17 protein-coding genes are annotated in these 15,975 nt (G+C 69.4%); 8 read left to right on the top strand and 9 right to left on the bottom strand.

Features of this window, described 5'->3' with window-relative positions; genetic code table 11:
- Nucleotides 1-98 precede the first annotated feature (98 nt).
- Nucleotides 99-1,484: a serine hydrolase domain-containing protein gene (locus tag D1369_RS20590; protein WP_007383251.1), complete on the top strand. Its 1,386-nt coding sequence runs from the start codon at nt 99-101 to the stop codon at nt 1,482-1,484.
- An 88-nt stretch (nt 1,485-1,572) separates the two neighbouring features.
- On the opposite strand, the gene D1369_RS20595 is transcribed toward D1369_RS20590, so the two are convergent.
- Together D1369_RS20595 and D1369_RS20600 are read right to left on the bottom strand one after the other, a co-directional pair.
- The gene (locus D1369_RS20595) at nt 1,573-2,025 is read right to left on the bottom strand and encodes a GNAT family N-acetyltransferase (RefSeq protein WP_007383250.1); all 453 of its coding nucleotides are present in this window, start codon (nt 2,023-2,025) and stop codon (nt 1,573-1,575) included.
- A 9-nt stretch (nt 2,026-2,034) separates the two neighbouring features.
- Entirely contained in the window at nt 2,035-2,466 is a 432-nt protein-coding gene (locus D1369_RS20600; RefSeq protein ID WP_007383249.1) for a hypothetical protein, read from the bottom strand.
- Nucleotides 2,467-2,611: 145 nt separating this feature from the next.
- On the opposite strand from D1369_RS20600, the gene D1369_RS20605 reads away from it, so the two are divergent.
- Nucleotides 2,612-3,820 (top strand): MFS transporter, encoded by a 1,209-nt coding sequence (locus D1369_RS20605; protein ID WP_007383248.1) that lies wholly within the window; start codon nt 2,612-2,614, stop codon nt 3,818-3,820.
- A 97-nt stretch (nt 3,821-3,917) separates the two neighbouring features.
- On the opposite strand, the gene D1369_RS20610 is transcribed toward D1369_RS20605, so the two are convergent.
- Entirely contained in the window at nt 3,918-4,784 is an 867-nt protein-coding gene (locus D1369_RS20610) for a GNAT family N-acetyltransferase (RefSeq protein ID WP_007383247.1), read from the bottom strand.
- Between the two features lie 208 nt (nt 4,785-4,992).
- Here D1369_RS20610 and D1369_RS20615 point away from each other — a divergent pair, with 208 nt between their 5' ends.
- The gene (locus D1369_RS20615) at nt 4,993-5,625 is read left to right on the top strand and encodes an HAD-IB family phosphatase (protein WP_007383246.1); all 633 of its coding nucleotides are present in this window, start codon (nt 4,993-4,995) and stop codon (nt 5,623-5,625) included.
- 281 nt (nt 5,626-5,906) lie between these two features.
- Nucleotides 5,907-7,574, top strand: a complete 1,668-nt coding sequence (locus tag D1369_RS20620) for a globin domain-containing protein (RefSeq protein WP_237557642.1) — start codon at nt 5,907-5,909, stop codon at nt 7,572-7,574.
- 12 nt (nt 7,575-7,586) lie between these two features.
- Here D1369_RS20620 and D1369_RS20625 read toward each other — a convergent pair whose 3' ends face one another.
- From D1369_RS20625 to D1369_RS20645, 5 genes are all read right to left on the bottom strand, one after another.
- Nucleotides 7,587-8,069, bottom strand: coding sequence for an NUDIX hydrolase (locus tag D1369_RS20625; protein ID WP_028808004.1), 483 nt, complete (start codon nt 8,067-8,069; stop codon nt 7,587-7,589).
- Nucleotides 8,070-8,157: 88 nt separating this feature from the next.
- A complete protein-coding gene (locus tag D1369_RS20630) occupies nt 8,158-9,096 on the bottom strand; it encodes a LysR family transcriptional regulator (RefSeq protein WP_007383243.1) in 939 nt (312 codons plus the stop codon).
- A gap of 248 nt (nt 9,097-9,344) precedes the next feature.
- Nucleotides 9,345-10,484 (bottom strand): cystathionine gamma-lyase, encoded by a 1,140-nt coding sequence (locus tag D1369_RS20635; RefSeq protein ID WP_007383242.1) that lies wholly within the window; start codon nt 10,482-10,484, stop codon nt 9,345-9,347.
- A complete protein-coding gene (locus D1369_RS20640) occupies nt 10,481-10,972 on the bottom strand; it encodes a low molecular weight protein-tyrosine-phosphatase (RefSeq protein WP_007383241.1) in 492 nt (163 codons plus the stop codon). The genes D1369_RS20635 and D1369_RS20640 overlap by 4 nt, the downstream gene beginning before the upstream one ends.
- A gap of 6 nt (nt 10,973-10,978) precedes the next feature.
- A complete protein-coding gene (locus tag D1369_RS20645; RefSeq protein WP_007383240.1) occupies nt 10,979-11,356 on the bottom strand; it encodes a phage holin family protein in 378 nt (125 codons plus the stop codon).
- A 58-nt stretch (nt 11,357-11,414) separates the two neighbouring features.
- Here D1369_RS20645 and D1369_RS20650 point away from each other — a divergent pair, with 58 nt between their 5' ends.
- The 4 genes from D1369_RS20650 (at nt 11,415) to D1369_RS20665 (ending at nt 13,958) form a co-directional block, all read left to right on the top strand.
- A complete protein-coding gene (locus tag D1369_RS20650; protein WP_007383239.1) occupies nt 11,415-11,732 on the top strand; it encodes a cupin domain-containing protein in 318 nt (105 codons plus the stop codon).
- 158 nt (nt 11,733-11,890) lie between these two features.
- Nucleotides 11,891-12,103, top strand: a complete 213-nt coding sequence (locus D1369_RS20655; RefSeq protein WP_020119530.1) for a DUF5326 family protein — start codon at nt 11,891-11,893, stop codon at nt 12,101-12,103.
- Nucleotides 12,104-12,685: 582 nt separating this feature from the next.
- The gene (locus D1369_RS20660; protein ID WP_007383237.1) at nt 12,686-13,423 is read left to right on the top strand and encodes an IclR family transcriptional regulator C-terminal domain-containing protein; all 738 of its coding nucleotides are present in this window, start codon (nt 12,686-12,688) and stop codon (nt 13,421-13,423) included.
- Nucleotides 13,424-13,520: 97 nt separating this feature from the next.
- Nucleotides 13,521-13,958: an SsgA family sporulation/cell division regulator gene (locus D1369_RS20665; RefSeq protein WP_007383236.1), complete on the top strand. Its 438-nt coding sequence runs from the start codon at nt 13,521-13,523 to the stop codon at nt 13,956-13,958.
- Between the two features lie 366 nt (nt 13,959-14,324).
- On the opposite strand, the gene D1369_RS20670 is transcribed toward D1369_RS20665, so the two are convergent.
- Nucleotides 14,325-15,914 (bottom strand): YibE/F family protein, encoded by a 1,590-nt coding sequence (locus D1369_RS20670; protein ID WP_007383235.1) that lies wholly within the window; start codon nt 15,912-15,914, stop codon nt 14,325-14,327.
- Between the last annotated feature and the right edge of the window lie 61 nt (nt 15,915-15,975).

The following is a 15,975-nucleotide window of genomic DNA, read 5'->3' on the forward strand; positions in this document are numbered from 1 at the left end:
CGACAGGAGCTCAGCCGGCAGCCGTCGGTCGGCCGTCCACAATCTCCCCGGGGCCAAAGAAGTCGACGTGCGTGTCCCCCACGGGATGGACTGGGGGGATGACGACATCTCAGGAAGAGCTGCTTCCCGGCACGCGCCGGGCGCTGCTGCACCGGATCGCCGTGGCCCAGGCGGAGGGCAGGGCACCCTCACTGGTCGCGGCGGTCGTACGGGACGGGCGGACCGTCTGGCACGGCACGCGCACCTCGGTGGACGGGCACGGCCCGGACGAGAACGTGCAGTACCGCATCGGCTCGATCACCAAGACCTTCACCGCCGTCCTCGTCCTGCGACTGCGTGACGAGGGACTGCTCGACCTCGGCGACCCGCTGGAGAAGTACGTACCGGGCACGGGAGCGGGGGAGGCCACCGTCGCCGAACTCCTCGCCCACACCGGTGGACTGGCTGCCGAGTCCCCGGCGCCCTGGTGGGAACGCACCTCAGGGGCCCTGCGTCCGGAACTCGCCGACGTACTGGGCGAGAATCCCTTCCTGCATCCGGCGGGACGCCTCTTCCACTACTCGAACCCCGGCTACACCCTGCTGGGAGCACTCGTTGAGAAGCTCCGCAGGGCTCCGTGGGAGGAGGTGCTCCGGCGTGAAGTACTTACACCGCTGGGTCTCGACCGTACGAGTGGCCGTCCGGAGGCGCCGCACGCGGGCGGCTGGGCGGTCCATCCCTGGGCCGATGTGATGCTGCCCGAGCCCTCCGAGGATCTCGGACGAATGGCTCCGGCCGGGCAACTCTGGTCCACCACAGCGGACTTGGCGCGCTTCGCTGTCTTCCTGGCGCACGGGGACGACCGGGTGCTGCGCGCGGAGACCGTGCGTGAGATGCGCACGCCCGCCGCGCCGTCCGGGACGGGGGATCTCGCCGACGGTGCCACGTACGGGCTCGGGTTGCAGATCCAGCACCGTGACGGACGGCTGCTTGTGGGCCATTCGGGCTCGCTGCCGGGCTTCCTCGCGAATCTCACGATCAGCGTGGCGGACGATGTCGCCGCGGTGGTACTGGCCAACTGCACCTCTGGCCCGCTGCTGTCCGTCGTAGGGGCCGATCTCGTACGGATCGTCGCGGAGGCCGAGCCCAGGATCCCCGAGCCGTGGCGCCCGATGCGGGAAGCCGATGCGCCCGCACTGGAGTTGGCGGGTCAGTGGTACTGGGGAACGAACGGATTCGCCCTACGGCTGACGGCGGATGGACTCGTCTCGCTGGAGCCTCTGTCGGGCGCAGGCCGGCGCTCACGGTTCCGGGCCAATGCCGACGGCACCTGGACCGGTCTGGAGGGCTATTTCCAAGGGGAGGTCCTCAAGGCCGTACGGCGGCCTGACGGATCCGTGGACCATCTCGACCTCGGCTCGTTCGTGTTCACCCGCCAGCCGTATGACGAGGGGTCTTCCGTGCCGGGTGGAGTGGATTCAGAGGGGTGGCGAGGCATCGGCTAGGTGCCCCTGGCCGGTTGACCGAAGGGCGCCCTGTTTCACGTGAAACAGGGCGCCTTGCCGTGCAGTGAGGAAGCGGCCAGGGCGAGGATCAGAGAGTCAGCTTGAAGCCCACGTGTGAGGCTGTGAAACCGAGGCGTTCGTAGAAGCGATGGGCGTCCGTGCGGGTGTTGTCGGACGTCAGCTGTACCAACTGGCAGTTCTGACGGCGGGATTCCTCGATGGCCCACTCGATGAGCCGGGACCCGAGCCCACTGCCACGCTCGTCGGCGTGGATGCGCACCCCTTCGATGATCGATCTGGTGGCACCGCGCCGCGACAGCCCCGGGACCACGGTGAGCTGCAGCGTGCCGACCACACGATCCCTCCGCGTGGCGACGACCAGATGCTGGTTCGGGTCGGCGGAAAGGCGCTCCAGCGCGGCCAGATAGGGGGCCAGGTCGTCCGGGGACTCACGCTGGGCGCCCAAGGGGTCGTCGGCGAGCATGCCGACGATCGCGGAGACGTCGTCCGTCGTGGCGGGCCGAATGTCGAGTTCTCCCATGTCCGAACCCTATGCGGGGCATTCCTGTGCGGGCACCACAGGTGGGCCGAGGGTCTCCAGGGCTCGTGCGAGGGGGGTGAGTTCGGGGTGGGTGGCGGCTTGGTCGAGGGCTTCTCGGAGAGCCTTCTCGTTGGTGGGGCGGGCTAGTTCGAGGAGGATGCGGCCGGTGTCGGTGACGTCGGTGTAGATGCCGCGGCGGTTGGTGGGGCAGAGGAAGCTCTGGCTGAGGACGGCGGCGTCGGCGACCTGTTTCATCTGCAGGTGTCCGCCCTCGCCGTCGTGCTGGCGGCCCAGGACGTCGAGCAGGGAGTACTCGCGCACGCTGAGGTCGTGGGCGGACTGCAGGGCCTTCTCGATGTGGGCCTCGATCCGTCCGTGCAGCAGGGAGAGCGCGCACCAGCCCTGGGCGACGGCGGTGAGCGAGGGGTCTGTGGCGGTCATGGGGCCTGCCTCCTCTGTCCTACGGCGCCTACCGGGGAGGCAGGAGCGAAACGAGATTACCGTCGCTTGCAAATATAAAGCGTCTGCAATTATTGTGGACGTGCGCAACATGCTCCTGCAATCGTCTGGGAAGGTGTCACCCCCCATGCCGCTCGCGCTTCTGGCCCTCGCGATCGGGGCTTTCGGAATCGGAACGACTGAGTTCGTGATCATGGGGCTGCTGCCCGAGGTCGCGGACGACTTCGGGGTCTCCATCCCCACCGCCGGCTTCCTGGTCACCGGCTACGCGCTCGGTGTCATGCTCGGCGCCCCGCTGATGACCGCCCTCGGCACCAAGATCTCGCGCAAGCGGATGCTGATGCTGCTGATGGGGCTGTTCATCGTCGGGAACCTGCTCTCCGCCCTCGCCCCGGCCTTCACCGTCATGCTGATCGGCCGCGTGGTCGCCTCCCTCGCCCACGGAGCCTTCTTCGGTATCGGCTCGGTCGTCGCCGCCGACCTGGTGGCCCCGGACAAGAAGGCCGGAGCCATCGCGATGATGTTCACCGGCCTGACCGTCGCCAATGTCGTAGGCGTCCCGCTGGGCACGCTGATCGGTCAGAGTGCAGGTTGGCGTCTCACCTTCGCGATCGTCGCGGCCCTCGGCGTCGTCGGCCTGGTCGGCATCGCCAAGCTCGTCCCCGAGATGCCCAGGCCGGAGGGGGTACGCCTGCGTCACGAACTGGCCGCCTTCAAGAACGCCCAGGTGCTGCTCGCCATGGCGATGACCGTCCTCGGCTTCGGCGGTGTCTTCGCCGCCATCACCTACATCGCGCCGATGATGACCCACGTGACCGGCTTCGCCGACGGCTCGGTGACCTGGCTGCTGGTCCTCTTCGGCCTCGGTATGGTCGGCGGCAACCTCGTGGGCGGCAAATACGCCGACCGGGCCCTGATGCCCATGCTGTACGTCTCCCTGGGCGCCCTGGCCGTCGTGCTCGCGCTCTTCACGCTCACCGCGCACCACAAGGTCCTGGCCGGCGTCACGATCGCACTCATCGGCGCCCTGGGCTTCGCGACCGTGCCGCCGCTCCAGAAGCGGGTCCTCGACCAGGCCCACGCGGCCCCCACGCTCGCCTCGGCCGTCAACATCGGCGCCTTCAACCTCGGCAACGCCCTCTCCGCCTGGCTGGGCGGCCTGGTCATCTCGGCCGGCTTCGGCTACACCGCCCCCAACTGGGTGGGCGCAGCCCTGGCCACGGGCGCTCTCCTCCTGGCGTTCCTCTCGGCCCTGCTGGAACGCCGGGACAGCGCTCCCAGCGCCGTGGTCGCAGGGGCGGCACCCGCGGAGCAGCGGACCGCGGTGCGCCACTGAAACACGGTGCACCACTGAAACCATGTGGCCCGCGGCCGGGTACGACGGCGCCGGTTCCCCGAAGCGCGGGGCGCCGGCGCCGTCGTACAGGCGGGCCTCAGAGCGCCGCCACCGTCAGGGGAGCGAACCGCCGACTCCAGTCGCCCGGCAGCTCCGGGATCCCGTACGTCATGACCGAGTTGAGGGCGACCGGCACCAGACCGTGGTCCCTGGCCCAGGCCCGCAGCTCTTCGTGCCGTACGTCGATGTCGGTGCGCAGGGGACGATCCGTACCGGCGGCGAGCGAGGCGAGGAGTGCCTGGGCCGTCTCGGTGTCACGGGCGATCAATGGGCCCACGACATGGGTGTTCATGTTGGGCCAGGCAGCCGCGTATCCGATGATCCGGCCGCTCTCCTCGGCGACGCGGAACTGGTCGGCGAAGGCGGGCAACCGGGTGATGAGGTGCGTGCGATCCGTACCGAGCACCTCCTCGTCGAGCCGGAGAATCGTGGCGAGGTCCTCGGCGGTCGCCGCGCGCGTGTTCACCGCCGAGGTCGGGCCGCCCGGCCTGAAGTGTCCGTGGAGCATCTCCGCCTGGCCGGTGACCTTGAAGCCCAGTTCCTCGTAGAGCGGGCGGCCGTAGGGCGTGGCGTGAAGGGTCAGCGGGGTGGTGCCCATCGCGGAAAGGATGTGCAGCATGAGCCGACGGCCGATGCCCTGTCGGGCGTGCCGTTCGGCGACCAGTACCATCCCGATCGCTCCCAGGTCGGGCTCGCTGTAGGGGCCGTACTCCGTGACCACGCAGGCGGTGACGAGGCCTCCGTCGGGGTCGTCGATGCCGTAGCCCTTTCCGGCCGCGAGGAGGAGGCCCCACTTGTACTCCTCGCGTGGCCACCCCCGGTCCTCGGACAAGTCCGCGCAGGCGTGGAGATCGCGAAGCGTCAGACGACGGATGGGGAGAGCGGCGAGAGAAGGAATCGGCACGCAGCTCAGGCTGTCCGACGGGTGCCCCCGGCGTCCACCTGTTTCCCGGGGTGCGTACGGGCTTTTGGCCATGTCGTGGTCAAGCGCACAGGGCGCGATCAGATACTGGGTGTTTCACGTGAAACATCGGAGAACGACGACCGTCCGGCGATCGGCCGGACGTACCCATGAGGCTTCTCCGGGCTTATGGACCATTAGCCTCACGAACATGGCGAGACTTCATCTCTTCGACCTCGACGGCACTTTGCTGCACGGGAGCAGCGCGCCCGTACAGATTTCCCGGCAACTCGGACTCGAGGCCGAGACGGTGGCACTCGATCAGGCGATCGGGGCCGGGCTGATAGGGCCGCCCGAATACGCGCAGCAGGTCTACGCGCTGTGGGCGTCCCTGACCGAGGCACACGTCGTCGCGGCCTTCGAAGGGGCTCCGTGGCTGGCCCGAATTCGGGAAGTCTGGGCGGAGATCAGGGGACAGGGCGACTATTGCGCGGTCGTATCCCTCTCCCCGTCCTTCTTTGTGGAACGGCTCACCGGTTGGGGAGCTCATGCCGCGTACGGGTCCCGCTTTCCGGCCGTCCCCTTCACCGAGCCTGTAGATCCCGCCGGAGCACTCAGTGCCGCTGCCAAGGTCCTGATCGCGGACCGGCTGTGCGAGCAGTTCGGAGTGACACGGGCCGACTGCGTCGCCTACGGCGACTCATCCTCCGACAAGGACCTGTTCGCCGTGGTGCCGGTCTCGGTGGCGGTCAACGCGGATCATCACCTGTCCGACATCTCAACCCACTCCTATGACGGCATGGATCTGTGGGAAGCGTATGAATTGGTGCGCCATGCCCGGTAATTGGGTCGGCCGGTAGGGTCGACTCCCGTTCCTGTCCCTACGGGAGTGTGACGAGCCCGCGGCCGAGAGCGGGGCAATGCAGCCTAACGGGACGGACAGATCGAAGACCGGCATTCGTGGTTATGCGGCCACGGCGTCTGTACGCGGTGGCACGCTGCAAGGGACCGCGTACAGGGGCTGCATGTAGCCGCTTCGGGCGTGACGTCGAGCGGGAAGACAGCTGTCCGCGGGGGAAAGCAGGACTCTTCCGACAGAGGAAGTGCGCGCAGACCGACCGAAGGATGTTCGAGGCGAGGCACACCATGGACGCTCCGACCGGCATGCCGGCCGACAACGGCACTTCCGGGGACGGGGTCGGCTGGTTCGCTCCACACCATCAGCCGACGGCGGCGCCCGGTGCCGCAGACGAGACGGCAGAGGGAAGCAGGCCGACCGAGCCGCGCCCGGTCGGAAGTCCAGGGGCAGGCACCTCTCCAGCAGCTCCGTCGGCCACTGAAACGGACCCGTCGGCCAAGGCCACGGCGCCGCCGCCCGACGCTTCGGACACAGCGTCACCCGGCACGGAGTCCGGCCGCGCGAAGGCGACTATCGCCGAGGAGATACCCGGCCCGGCCGACGGGGCACAGAGCCCGACACGGACGTACGAGACAGACCCCCTGGCGCAGACACCCCCCTTACCGTGGTCCGCCCCGGCCCAGCCCCCGACGACGCCGGACGAGACCTCTTCCGCACGGGCCCGGGTCCCGGTCCAGCGCTCCTCCTCGCGCCAGGGCACCCTCCCGGCGCTCGACACCACCTCGGCGCCGTTTCCGGGCCTGTCCCCGAGGGACCAGCCGCCCTCCCCGGACGCCGTCCGCATCCGCCGGACCATGGCCGAGGTCGCCCCGGTCGCCGAGAAGGTCACGTCGTACTTCCACGCGCTGCTCTTCGTACGCCACCCCGGTCTGCGCCCGCTGTTCCCCGCCTCCATGGACGCCCAGCGGGACCGCCTGCTCAGGGCGCTGCTGACGGCGGCCGAGCACATCGACAACCCGCCTGTGCTGGTCGACTACCTGCAGAACCTGGGTCGCGGCCATCGCAAGTACGGCACCCGCGCCGAGCACTATCCGGCGGTCGGGGAGTGCCTCATCGGCGCGCTGAGCAAGTACGCCTCCGGCAGTTGGGACAGGGAGACCGAAGCGGCCTGGGTCCGGGCGTACACGACGATCTCGCAGGTGATGATCGACGCGGCGGCCGCGGACGAACTGCGCGCCCCCGCCTGGTGGTTCGCGGAGGTCGTATCGCACGACCTGCGGACCCCGGACGTCGCCGTCGTCACCGTCCGGCCCGACCAGCCCTATCCGTTCCTCGCCGGCCAGTACACAAGCCTGGAGACGCCGTGGTGGCCGCGCATATGGCGGCACTACTCGTTCGCCTCGGCACCCCGCTCCGACGGGCTGCTGTCGTTTCACGTGAAGGCCGTCCCTGCGGGCTGGGTCTCCAACGCTCTGGTGCACCGGGCCCACCCCGGGGACGTCATCCGGCTCGGTCCACCGACCGGGTCCATGACCGTGGACCACACCACCGACAGCGGACTGCTCTGCCTGGGCGGCGGTACCGGCATAGCTCCGATCAAGGCGCTGGTCGAGGACGTGGCTGAACACGGCGCACGACGGTCGGTCGAGGTGTTCTACGGAGCCCGCACCGACCACGGCCTGTACGCCATCGACACGATGCTCAGGCTCCAGCAGTCGCACCCCTGGCTGTCCGTCCGTGCGGTCGTCGACCAGGGGGCTCGTCTTCGGTTCCCGGAGGCCGTACGCGCGTACGGCCCCTGGCACGACTACGACGCCTACCTCTCCGGCCCGCCCGGCATGATCCGCAGCGGTGTGGACACGCTCAGGTCCTTCGGGATCCCGTCGGAACGCATACGCCACGACTCCGTGGAGGAACTCGTCCTGGCCCAGTGACCTCGCGCGAGCTCAGCCCAGGTCCGGTGCGTGCATGGCCCGTACGCCCTCGATGTTGCCGTCCAGATAGTGGCGCAGGGACAGCGGGACCAGGTGGACCGAGGCGATCCCGATGCGGGTGAACGGCACCCGGACGATCTCGTACTCCCCGATGGGCTCGTCCACTTCGGGCCCGTGCCGCAGGGACGGGTTCATCGACTCCAGGTGGCAGACGAAGAAGTGCTGCACCTTCACTCCGGTCGCACCACCGTCGTCGCCGATGTGCTCGACGGTGTCCACGAAGCAGGGCACCACATCGGTGATCTTGGCGCCGAGTTCCTCGTAGACCTCGCGGTGCAGGGCGTCGACGACGGTCGTGTCCGTCGGCTCGACTCCACCGCCGGGAGTCAGCCAGTAGGGATCCATGCCGGGCTTGGTGCGCTTGATCAGGATCAGATCGTCGCCGTCGAGCAGGACGGCACGGGCGGTGCGCTTGACCACGGGTCTTACGGTCATGGGGGGAATGTGGCCCGGATGGTTCCACGTGAAACATCGCGTGCCGTCATCGGTCGCGATCACCGGGCGGAGAACGCGAAACCCCCGCTCAACACCAGTCGGCAGCCGCCCGCAGCAGCCATTCGTGCGCCCGCGCGATATGGGGCATGGCCAGCGTCCCGGTGCGCACCACCAGGAAGTACGTCCGCAGCGGGGGCACGGTGGGCTCGTGGAGCGCGACGACGTCGCCGCGCTCCAGGGCGGCCGCGCACAGATAGCGCGGCAGCACCGCGAGCCCGGCGCCCGCGACCGCGCAGGCGAGTACCGCGCGCAGATCTGGGACGACGACGGTGCCCGGTGCGGCCGGACGGGAATCGAAGACGGAGGCCCAGTAGCGCGAGACGAAGGGCAGCGACTCGTGCACCTCGACCACGGGGACGTCCTCGAACGCGGGGGCGCGCTTGACCCCGGGAACGGTCTTGACGCCGGGAACGGTCTTGACCGCTTCCCCTGAGCCGAGCTGGTCGGCCCAGGTCGGGGCGGCGACCAGGACGTGCTCCTCGTCGCAGAGCGTGCTCGCGGTGAGCAGCGCACCCCGTGGACGGGCCGTGCTGATGGCCAGATCGTGATGTCCGGCGGCCAGACCCTCCAGGGTCTCCTCGGCGTTCCCGAAGGAGGCCCGCAGGGCGAAGCCCTGGCCGTCCTCGCCGGTCAGCTCGGTGAGCGCGGGCAGCGCCCGCTCGGCGGTGAACTCGGGTGGCCCCGCGAGATGCAGCGTGCGCAGGGAGGACTCGTCGTCCAGGCCGGTCTCGGTGATCTCCACCAGGGCGTCGAGATGGGGGGCGGCCTTGTGGGCGAGTTCGTCACCGATGGTCGTGGGGGTCACGCCGCGGGCCTGCCGTAAGAACAGGGGCCTGCCCAACTGCCGTTCCAGGGTACGGATCTGCGAGGTGACGGCCGGCTGCGACAGCCCGAGCAGGGCGGCGGCGCGGGTGAAGGAACCGGCCCGGTGCACCGTCACGAAGGTGCGCAGCAAGGCCAGATCCATGGTGACGTCCCCCTCCCGAGCCCTGCCCCGGTCCCTGACTCGGCCCGGGGCAGGGGCCCAACTATAAATATGTCGATAGGCCCCTGTCGCTACTGTGATTGGACACTGACACAGAGTCAACTAGCCTGGTTCGCGCGGTTCTTGGCGCGCGGGAACCGGGGCGGTCCGAGCCACGAGGGGGGAGGCTCGGACCGTCCGTCGTACGTATCCGGACATGGCGCGTGTCCGGAAAACCGCTGCTGAACGGGTCAGTCGGCCGACTCCTCCAGCGCACGCAGCACATCCGCCACCAGGTCCTCGGGATCCTCCGCCCCGACCGAGAAGCGGATGAATCCCGCCGGCACGTCGTCGCCGCCCCAGCGCCGACGCCGCTCGGCCGTGGAGCGCACCCCGCCGAAGCTCGTCGCGTCGTCCACCAGCCGCAGGGCGTCGAGGAATCGGTCGGCACGCGTGTGCGTGGGCAGCGTGAAGGACACCACGCATCCATAGCGGCGCATCTGCTGCGACGCGATCTTGTGCGAGGGGTCGTCGGGCAGCCCCGGATAGCGCAGCCCGGTCACCTCCGGCCGCTTCCGCAGCGCCTCGGCGAGCACGAGCGCGGTCGCGTTCTGCCGGTCGACCCGCATCTGGAGGGTGGCGATCGACCGGTGGGCGAGCCAGGCCTCCATGGGCCCGGCGATCGCTCCGACGATCTTCCTCCAGCGGCGGACGGCGTTCATGGCCTCGCCCTCGCGTCCGGTGACGTACCCGAGGAGGACGTCTCCGTGCCCCGTGAGCTGCTTGGTGCCGCTGGCCACGGAGAAGTCCGCGCCGAGCTCCAGCGGGCGCTGTCCGAGCGGGGTGGCGAGCGTGTTGTCGACGGCGACGAGCGCACCACGCGCGTGGGCCGCCTCGACGAGCCGCCGGATGTCGCACACGTCGAGGCCGGGGTTGGACGGGCTCTCGATCCACAGCAGCCGCGCGCCGTCGAGGACGTCGAGCTGGGCGTCGCCACCGGTCGGAGCGGTGCGCACCTCGATGCCGTACGCCTCCAGTTGGGCGCGGATCAGCGGCAGAACCTGGTACCCGTCACTGGGCAGGACGACCGTGTCCCCGGCCCGCAGCTGCGAGAAGAGTACGGCGGAGATGGCGGCCATGCCCGAGGCGAAGACCAGTGTCTCCACTCCGTCCTGCCCCGGCGCCTCCAGCTCGCCGATGGCGCGCTCCAGCAGGCTCCAGCTGGGGTTCGTGTCGCGGCCGTAGGTGTACGGGCCGTCGACCTCGCCGGGCAGATGGAAGTGGGCGGCGAAGGCCGGACCGGGCAGGGTCGGTTCGTTCTTGACCGCCTCGGGCAGTCCCGCCCGTACCGCGCGCGTGCCCTCCCCCTGGTCCGCAGCCCTGTCGCTCATGCCACCCGTCCTTCCGTCCGCTCGCGCACCTCGGCGAGCAGACCCTCGCTCGCCGCCTCCACCATCTCAAGGCACTCCTCGAAGCCGTCCAGGCCCCCGTAGTACGGGTCCGGAACGTCCAGCTCATCGCCCGCGGCGGGGTCGTACGAACGCAGCAGCCGTACCTTCCCGGCGTCCTCCGGCGTGGGCGCGAGGCGTCGCAGGGCCCTCAGGTGGCCGGCGTCGAGGGCGATCACCAGGTCGAGGCGGGAGAACCAGGACGGCTGGAACTGCCGGGCCGTATGGGCGCCGTCGTAGCCGTGCTCCTCCAGGACGGACACGGTGCGCGGGTCGGCGCCGTCGCCCTCGTGCCAGCCGCCCGTACCGGCACTGTCCACCTCGACCAGGCCCTCAAGGCCGGCTTCCGCCACGCGGGCGCGGAAGACCGACTCGGCCATCGGGGAACGGCAGATGTTGCCCGTGCAGACGAAACAGACGCGATAGGACATGCTTCCTCAGTCCTCGTCGGGCAGGACCATGTGCAGGGCCCAGGACACGATCGAGATGATCAGGCCGCCCAGCACGGCCGTCCAGAACCCCTCGACGTGGAAACTCAGGTCGAGCTTGTCGGCGAGCCACGAGGTCAGCAGCAGCATCAGCGCGTTGACGATCAGTGTGAACAGGCCGAGCGTCAGGATGAACAGCGGGAAGGTGAGCACCTGCACGATGGGCTTGACCAGGAAGTTCACCAGACCGAAGACCAGGGCGACGACGATCAGCGTCAAGACCTTCTTGCCGGTGCTGCCACCGGTCAGGGTGATCTTGTCGAGCAGCCAGACGGCGACTGCAAGAGCACCCGCGTTGGCGATCGTCTTGACTAGGAAATTCTTCATGTGTCTGATCGTGACAGAAGAGATCGGTTACGGGCACTGACGAGGGCGGACCAAGTCGATGAAGGCATTCCGGTTGGATGAACTGGAGGCGGAGCGCGCCGCCAACGACGGCGCCTACCTCCAGTTCCTGCGTGAGCGGAACATGTCGGTCGGCCTGTACGCGCTCGACGCGGGCGCGCAGGACCCGCAGCAGCCGCACCACCAGGACGAGGTCTACTTCGTGGTCAGCGGACGCGCGGCGATCACCGTGGGCATGGAGACCACCCAGGTGGCGCGCGGCAGCGTGGTGTACGTACCGGCTGGTGTCGCCCACAAGTTCCACCACATCAGCGAGGACCTCAGGGTCATGGTGGTGTTCTCTCCCCCCGAGAGCTGACCCGCGGTCTCGGGGTTCCCTAGGGGATCAGTCAGGGGAGGACAAGGGATGCGAGGCCCCCGCAGCGGCACCTCCCGGCCCTAGCATCGAGTGCAGGACATTGGTGGATCCGGTACCAGAGGGGCCGGACAGTGCCGGACTGCAGAGAGGTAAGTGCGATGGGAGAGATCTTCGCGGGGATGCCGTGGTGGGTGAAGTGGATCGCGGTGCCGGTCATCGCCCTGGTCGTGTTCGGCGGGCTGATAGCCACGGTCGTCGGCTTCGTCATCGGCCTGCTCTTCAAGCTGCTGGTCTTCGTGGCCCTGGTCGGCGGTCTCGTCTACGTCGTACGGAAGTTCATGTCGAGCTCCTCTTCGCGCAGCGACTGGTAAGCATCGGGAGCGGGCGGGGCGACCGGTAACAGGAATGCCCCGTTCCCTCGGGCGAGGGAAGTTTTCCGGACAGGCCGTATACGTGCGGTGGCAGACCGTTAAAGTCCGGAACTCGACGCGGGGACGACCCCGCGAGCGGAGTACACCCCCTCCCGTGTTCCCCGCACGGGCTGCCCCCTCGCGCCCCGGGAGTAACCCTTGGCCACGGTTGACACCGCACCCGCACAGATCGACGCCCGCGCGACGAAGCCTCCGACACGACCGACGGCTCCGACACAGCCGACGGCTTCGGTACGGCCGAACGCTCCAGGAGGCCCGGTAGCCGCTGTCCAGCCCGTCGGCCCCGCCCAGCCGGTGGGCCCCACGCAGCCGACGGCTCCGGGTGAGCCGGCAGCTCCGGTACGGGCGTCAGCGCCGGTCCGGCCATCCGGGCCCGTACGGTCATCCGGGCCCGCCCAATCGACGGCTCCGGTACGGGCGTCGGCTCCCGTGCAGCCCACCACTTCCGTACGGCCGTCCGCCCCCGTCCAGCCGCCCGCGGCGCCCTCCGCCGAACCTCCCGAGCAGGCGCACTCCGGCACCCTGATCGGGTCCGTCCAACGCGCGATGCGCCTGCTCGAATCCGTCGCGGAGCACGAGTACGGAGCCCCTGCCAAACAACTCGCCCGCGAGACCGGGCTGGCACTCCCCACGGCGTACCACCTGCTGCGCACCCTGGTGCACGAGGGCTATCTGCGCCGCGACAAGGGCCTGTTCTTCCTCGGAGAGGCGGCTGAGCGGCTGAGCAGCAGCGGAGCCGAGCAGAAACGTCGCAGCACCGTCGTCGACGCGCTTGCGCACTGGCGCGACCTGATCGGCGTGCCGGTGTACTACGCCCAGTACCGCGACGGCGAGATCGACGTCCTCTGTGTCTCCGACAGCCCCGGAAACCCGGCGGTCGAGGAGTGGGCCGACTTTCGCGAGACCGGGCACGCACACGCCATCGGGCAGTGCCTGCTCGCCCAACTCGACGACGAGAGCCGGCGCGACCACCTCGACCGGTACCCCGTGCAGTCCATCACGCCGTACACCGTGCGCGACGGCCACAGTCTGCTCCGGCGTCTCGAACGGACCGCGCGGATGGGACCGGTGATCGAACGTCAGGAGTACGCACTGGGGACGGTGTGCGCGGCGATTCCGATCACGGTGGGTAACGCCGCGTCAACGATGGCCATCTCATTGCCCGCTCATCAGGCAGACCGATTGATGACCGCCACCCAGCAATTGCAAGCGGAAATCGGGCGTTTGATGGGATCGCTCGCGATCTCTATCAGTATCTGAAAACTCACTCCTTGTGATCTGTCGTACACGTTCAGCAAGATGCCACCAGTGTCAGAGGGATCATTTCGGCCGACGAAGGCAGATGACGGGGTAGGCGATGCGCGAGACCGTACAGGCAGAGGTCATGATGAGCTTTCTCGTGTCCGAGGAGCTCTCCTTTCGCATTCCCGTGGAGCTGCGCTACGAGGCCTGCGATCCGTACGCGGTCCGGCTGACCTTCCATCTCCCGGGCGACGCCCCGGTGACCTGGGCTTTCGGCCGCGAGCTGCTGATCGACGGGGTGGGGCGGCCCTGCGGGGAGGGTGATGTACGGGTCTCACCGGCCGGCTCCGACCTGCTGGGCGATGTACTGATCCGGCTTCAGGTCGGCGGCGACCAGGCCCTGTTCCGCTCGTCAACGGCGCCGATCATCGCGTTCCTCGATCGCACGGACAAGTTGGTGCCGCTGGGCCAGGAGGCCGCGCTGGCCGATTTCGACACCCACCTCGACGAGGCGCTGGACCGGATCCTGGCGGAGGAGCAGAGCGCGGGCTGACAGCTTGCGGTGGTGAGGTGGCGGAACGCTTCAGCGCGGGATGGGAGCGTGCAGGAACGCTTCTGCCGGGTCGGAATCAGAGAGGAGGACAGGGCTGAGCCGGCTCGCTGGTGAAGTGCGCGGTGGGAACCATGGGAACGACCGGGTGGCGGGTCGCTCCGCGTTCGGGGCTGCTCGGCGCACCCTTCTGCGGCAGGCGGGCCTCATCATGGGAGCCGGGAGCCGGGAGCCGGGAGCCGGGAGCCGGGAGCCGGGAGCCGCGAGCCGAAAGTGGGGAGCCGGTAACTCGGAACCGGAGCCTGGGATCAGGGAGACGGGAGCTCCGCCCCGCCCCTGCCTCCCTGCCCCCTGCCTCCAGGCCCCCTCTCACCGCCTGCGCCGCCGCCCCTTCCCACCACGTCCAACCGCCGGGCGACTGCCGGCGGTCCCCGCGCTCGCACTCGTCGCCGGTACGGGCGTGGACGCGCCCGTACCCGCCGCCCCCGTACCCGCCGCCCCCGTCCCCGGTCGGTCGGCCGAGACCACCAGGGCCGCGAGGACCGTGGTGACCGGTACCGAGGCGACGAGGCCGATCGAGCCGACCAGCGTGCGCACGATCTCCTCCGCCACCAGCTCGCTGGTGGCCACGGTCCCCACGCTGGACTGAGCGATGGAGAAGAGCAGCAGCAGTGGCAGCGCGGCACCGGCGTAGGCGAGGACGAGGGTGTTGACGACGGACGCGATGTGGTCGCGGCCGATCCGGATGCCCGCGCGGTACAGCCCACGCCAGCCCATCGTCGGGTTGGCCTCGTGCAGTTCCCAGACCGCCGAGGTCTGGGTGACGGTCACGTCGTCGAGGACACCGAGCGAGCCGATGATGACGCCGGCCAGCAGCAGACCGCTCATGTCGATCGACGGGAACAGCCCGTGGATGAGCCCGGTGTTGTCATCCGTGTTCCCCGTCAGCGCCGCCCAGTTGATGAACAACGAGCCGAGGACGCCGATCAGCACCAGGGAGATCAGCGTGCCGAGGACCGCCACGGAGGTTCTGGCCGACAGACCGTGGCACATGTAGAGGGCGATCAGCATGATGGCGCTCGATCCGACCACCGCCACGAGCAGCGGGTTCGAGCCCTGGAGGATCGCGGGCAGGACGAAGAAGTTCAGCAGCAGGAAGCTGACGGCCAGCGCGATCAGCGCCATGACACCGCGCATTCGCCCGACGACCACAACGGCGAGCGCGAAGATGCCGGCGAGCAGCGCCATCGGGAACCCGCGGTCCACGTCGGTGACCGAGTACTGCAGGTCCCTGGGCGCGGAGGGCTCGTACGCGACCACGACCTTCTGGCCCTCGTGCAACTGCCGCGACTGGTCCGGCTGGACGATCTCCGTGAAGGTGCGGCCCTTGTCCTTGCCGGTGTCGACCCGGATCGTCGCCTTCTTGCAGCTGCCGTTCGCCTGCTGCTCGGCGGACGAGCCCTCGGCGGTCGAGGTGTCCCCGGTCGGGGTCTCCCCCGAGGCGTTCACCGACTTGCAGCTGACGCTCACGACCTTGCTGACCGTCGCGTGCTGGGTCTGCCGGTCGAAGCCGACCCCGGTGCGTTCGTGCGCGGGGGCGCCACCGGGCCACAGCACCGCGAGTCCCACCACCACGGCTACCCCGAACGGGATGAGGATCGCCGCGATGACCTTGCGCAGGTGCTTGGAGACGGGAGTTGCCGGCCCGTGGCTGTGACTGTGCGAGTGGCCGTGCCCACCGCCGGAGCCGGGCCCGCTCTCATGTCCGTGCCCGTGCCCGTGCCCGTCACCGGAACCATGCCCGTCACCGGAACCATGCCCGTCACCGGAACCATGCCCGTCTCCGGAGCCATGCCCGTCACCCGAGCCGCCGCCGTAGCCGTCACCGTCATGGCCCCCGCCATCACCAAAACCGCCGCCGCCACCCGGACCACCACCGCCTTGGACACCGTGGCTCACACCCTGACCGTGGCCATAGCCATGACCACCGCCATGCCCGCCACTGTGCTCACGCTCGCGC

This window comes from Streptomyces sp. CC0208, assembly GCF_003443735.1.
Classification (GTDB): domain Bacteria; phylum Actinomycetota; class Actinomycetes; order Streptomycetales; family Streptomycetaceae; genus Streptomyces; species Streptomyces sviceus.

Bases quoted from the DNA above. Each gene is read 5' to 3' on its own strand.
- D1369_RS20590 (WP_007383251.1), top strand. From the start codon at position 99: ATGACGACATCTCAGGAAGAGCTGCTTCCCGGCACGCGCCGGGCGCTG.
- D1369_RS20595 (WP_007383250.1), bottom strand. From the start codon at position 2,025: ATGGGAGAACTCGACATTCGGCCCGCCACGACGGACGACGTCTCCGCG.
- D1369_RS20600 (WP_007383249.1), bottom strand. From the start codon at position 2,466: ATGACCGCCACAGACCCCTCGCTCACCGCCGTCGCCCAGGGCTGGTGC.
- D1369_RS20605 (WP_007383248.1), top strand. From the start codon at position 2,612: ATGCCGCTCGCGCTTCTGGCCCTCGCGATCGGGGCTTTCGGAATCGGA.
- D1369_RS20615 (WP_007383246.1), top strand. From the start codon at position 4,993: ATGGCGAGACTTCATCTCTTCGACCTCGACGGCACTTTGCTGCACGGG.
- D1369_RS20620 (WP_237557642.1), top strand. From the start codon at position 5,907: ATGTTCGAGGCGAGGCACACCATGGACGCTCCGACCGGCATGCCGGCC.
- D1369_RS20625 (WP_028808004.1), bottom strand. From the start codon at position 8,069: ATGACCGTAAGACCCGTGGTCAAGCGCACCGCCCGTGCCGTCCTGCTC.
- D1369_RS20630 (WP_007383243.1), bottom strand. From the start codon at position 9,096: ATGGATCTGGCCTTGCTGCGCACCTTCGTGACGGTGCACCGGGCCGGT.
- D1369_RS20635 (WP_007383242.1), bottom strand. From the start codon at position 10,484: ATGAGCGACAGGGCTGCGGACCAGGGGGAGGGCACGCGCGCGGTACGG.
- D1369_RS20640 (WP_007383241.1), bottom strand. From the start codon at position 10,972: ATGTCCTATCGCGTCTGTTTCGTCTGCACGGGCAACATCTGCCGTTCC.
- D1369_RS20645 (WP_007383240.1), bottom strand. From the start codon at position 11,356: ATGAAGAATTTCCTAGTCAAGACGATCGCCAACGCGGGTGCTCTTGCA.
- D1369_RS20650 (WP_007383239.1), top strand. From the start codon at position 11,415: ATGAAGGCATTCCGGTTGGATGAACTGGAGGCGGAGCGCGCCGCCAAC.
- D1369_RS20655 (WP_020119530.1), top strand. From the start codon at position 11,891: ATGGGAGAGATCTTCGCGGGGATGCCGTGGTGGGTGAAGTGGATCGCG.
- D1369_RS20665 (WP_007383236.1), top strand. From the start codon at position 13,521: ATGCGCGAGACCGTACAGGCAGAGGTCATGATGAGCTTTCTCGTGTCC.